This window comes from Vibrio sp. RM-69-4, assembly GCF_024743775.1.
GTDB classification, from domain to species: Bacteria; Pseudomonadota; Gammaproteobacteria; order Enterobacterales; family Vibrionaceae; genus Vibrio; species Vibrio anguillarum.
Genome location: NZ_JAMQXI010000073.1, coordinates 1 through 3,402 on the forward strand (window position 1 = coordinate 1; position 3,402 = coordinate 3,402).

Genomic DNA, 3,402 nt, shown 5'->3' on the forward strand with positions numbered 1-3,402 from the left:
TAAGGGGTTGACAACGCACCGCCGAACTCAAAAAACACACTGTAAACACTGAACTTCAATTTTGCACTAAAGTCGTCAAGCGTTGGCAATCCCTCTTGAGCCGTTTGTTATATTTTTCTACTGTGAAATAAGTTGCTGAACTTTATCTTTAAACTGCTTTTTAAGCTCTAAACTAGCTTCACCAAAATGAGCTTCACGATGATGATTTGGACATAATGCGATTACATTACGCTCGCTATCTTCCCCACCTTCACACAATGGTTGAATATGATGGGTTTCGAGGTAAATTGAGCCAGATTTGCCTTTAAACCCCAACGTTCCACACCATTCACATTTTCCATTAGCTCTATTCAACGCACTACGTCTAACTTTCGCGCTACGTTCATATACCGAAGTCGTAGACTCCCTTTTGCTAGCTTCTTCTGGTGTGTCAGCAATAGAAAACTGATCAATAAAAGTAGCTGGGCGTTGCCCACGGCGCAACTTACACTCCCCACTATCAGAGTTGTAACTTTCTACGTACCATGTTTCTGCATCTAATATTCGAATTTCAGCTTTTGACGCACTTTCATTTTTTCGACGACCGTTGCATATGATGACCCTTACATCCAGATCTAATCTAACCGCCCGCTGTAAAGAAAAGTCCATGTTAAATGCACGACGTTTTTGTGCGCCGTTAGCCGTTTTTTCCGCAGTTTCTCGAAGATTCAGTTGTTGAAAAATGACATTCTCTTCAACCAAAAGAGCGTCGTACCAAAGGTTAAGAACGATTAAATTTTTCTTGCGGTCCTCATAAGACCACTCGTAACAGTATTTAGGGTTAGATGCAGCTCTTTCAATACCACCTTTGAAGTTAGCCCAGTCGGTAACATCTATACCTACGGATCCAACTAAATCCATAACTCTTAGTCTTTCTTTAGGTTTCAGAAATTCTAAATTCACAGCTTCCTACCATTAAAAATATAACGCCCGGCTAAGGGGTTGACAACGCACCGCCGAACTCAAAAAACACACTGTAAACGCTGAACTTCAATTTTGCACCAAAGCCGCCACGCGTTGGCAATCCCTCTTGAGCCGTTTGTTAGCCTTATGACGTCAAAGATTGTGTCGATACAGCTGTAATCTTGACACCAAAACTAGAAATACTCGGCAATGTTGCATTGTGATGTACTCGGATTTGCTCACCTGACAAATGAGATTTGCTTTGAGTTGTGTGAGCATCTGATATCAAATCCACCGAGTAACCTAAACCAGCAGCTCGTCGCGTAGTTGTATCTACACAAAACTCTGTGGCGTAGCCGCAGATATAAAGATGCTCAATACAGAGTTCTTGCAGCAACGACTCCAAGTTTGTTCGTAAAAACGAATCTGGCGTTGTTTTGCGTATAAAATGGTCACTACTTTCAACGTGTAATGATGACTGTAATTGCCAACCTTCACTGCCATATTCGATTGGAGTCCCAGTTTGTTCATGTTGGATAAAGATGACTGAGATATCCTTTTGGCGCGCCCAATCTGTGACTTTATTGATGCGAGTTAAAACCTCATTTCTTTCAAACGGTTGAGGTGTTGGGTCAAACAAAATATTCTGCACATCAATAACAAGAACTGCTGATTTCATAGAATCTCCTTTTGAATAAGGCTAACGCCGCATTAAGGTGTGAGCGGCGCTTGGCTATACTTGAGCGAAGCGAAACTGCCAAGCGTTGCGAATCACTCTTAAATGCTTTGTTAAGTTGCTGTTTCCTCGGGACTAGTTTCAGACATTGCTTCTGGTATTGCAGGGAATTTGACTAACCCGACTGTTTCAATAAGAGCCTTTCGGCAACTTTCTGCAAAAATTAGATCGTTAGTTTCTGAAACATAATGAACAACAGAAAATAGATCGGGGGTATGTACTAGAGCTGTGGAGCTAGTATTTGACGATAGTAAGCATTTATCTGTAAATGGTTGCTGTCTTTCATTTAGTGGTTTTAACCTATAAGCGTTACCAAATAGAACGCCTTTTGCAGGGCTTGAAACTTCATCACGTTCCAAATCTTCGTGCAGGTTTAGTGCTAACTGCCTTAACTTAGTAATGTTAATTGCTTTATTGTCTTTACCTTCTGCCTCTCCAATCAAGCGTCCTTCTGACGATTCAAAAACAACATCAAACTCTTTGGTATCATCTTCATAGTTTTCAGCTTGAAAACCTAGTGTTTTCAAACCCACCAATATGGAAGCTTCTAGTGCTTTTCCTGTATCATACAGCAGACCACGAAGCGCTCCTGCTCCTTCAAGCTCTGCTAAACATTGAGATTTCTCTTCATCTAACTGTGCAATTTTTTCGTTCAAGACTTGAACATCTTGCCTTAGCTCAGTTTCTTTTGTGAAAACATATTCATCAGACTTTGCCCAGTCAGGTTCAACTGTTTTTTCCGAACTTTTACGAAGCTGTGTGTCGACACCAATTAAACTAGCGACTAGTTTTGCACCGAACTGGATTCCTTTCTCACTCCAGCGCGTTTCCCATTCATCATCATGCTCAATTTCATCAGTAAAGTCTTCATCTTCCAGGTCCATATAAGGAAGTAGTATTAAAGCACCACCTGATTTGGTAGTTATATATGAGCCTACTTCATTGTTGCCATGCTTGGTGTAAAGTAATGGCTTTGTTTGGTCACTTTCTAGCGTAACCTTGTACTCGGACAGAGCTGAAAACTCTTGCCAAAAAGTTGAGATAACTTCTGCTCCTTTAGGAGCAAGCATCATTTCTTTACCTTGCCTTGGTGTTACAGATACGTCCAACGGCAGACATTTATAATTGTCGTAAAGAGAAACCATCCTCGTCGTTTTTTGGTTACGACCAGTACCAGAATACTCCCGCTTCCCCGTATCTATGTAAAAGTCTCGATATTGCTCAAGGAAATAAAAAACAGTCTTGCCACAGTTTACTGCTTCAGATATTTCCCTATGCCAATGTTGAACTGCCTCTCTTAACTGAAACGACTTACTTTCTGATAATGATGGCTTTCCTTGATAGCTATCCGATGCGTATCCTGAATAAAGGAAATGCAATACATCTTCACGAAACAAGATTACATCCCAGTCTAATAGTGAAGCATTAGACCTAAAATCTATAGTTGTTACTTCATCGTTAGCTAGTTCAAAGCCTACAGAAACAATTCTCTTCTTTGCCAATTTTTATACTCCTAGACCGATTTGCAACTTAACGCCCGGCTAAGGGGTTGACAACGCATAGCCGAACTCAAAAAACACACTGTAAACACTTAACTTCAATTTTGCACTAAAGTCGCCAAGCGTTGGCAATCCCTCTTGAGCCGTTTGTTATGCAAATTCAATGAGATAAACTGAATTTACACGACCAAAAGCCACAATTGCAATGGTTGAGTGATTCAAGAA

3 protein-coding genes are annotated in these 3,402 nt (G+C 40.7%); all 3 read right to left on the reverse strand.

The features are described 5' to 3' along the window. Nucleotides 1-117 precede the first annotated feature (117 nt). Nucleotides 118-942: an HNH endonuclease gene (locus tag NB504_RS11735; RefSeq protein ID WP_258428949.1), complete on the reverse strand. Its 825-nt coding sequence runs from the start codon at nucleotides 940-942 to the stop codon at nucleotides 118-120. Nucleotides 943-1,087: 145 nt separating this feature from the next. Then, nucleotides 1,088-1,621, reverse strand: a complete 534-nt coding sequence (locus NB504_RS11740) for a cysteine hydrolase family protein (protein WP_064626947.1) — start codon at nucleotides 1,619-1,621, stop codon at nucleotides 1,088-1,090. A 110-nt stretch (nucleotides 1,622-1,731) separates the two neighbouring features. After that, nucleotides 1,732-3,180, reverse strand: coding sequence for a hypothetical protein (locus NB504_RS11745; RefSeq protein WP_258428951.1), 1,449 nt, complete (start codon nucleotides 3,178-3,180; stop codon nucleotides 1,732-1,734). Between the last annotated feature and the right edge of the window lie 222 nt (nucleotides 3,181-3,402).

Bases quoted from the DNA above. Each gene is read 5' to 3' on its own strand.
- NB504_RS11740 (WP_064626947.1), bottom strand. From the start codon at position 1,621: ATGAAATCAGCAGTTCTTGTTATTGATGTGCAGAATATTTTGTTTGAC.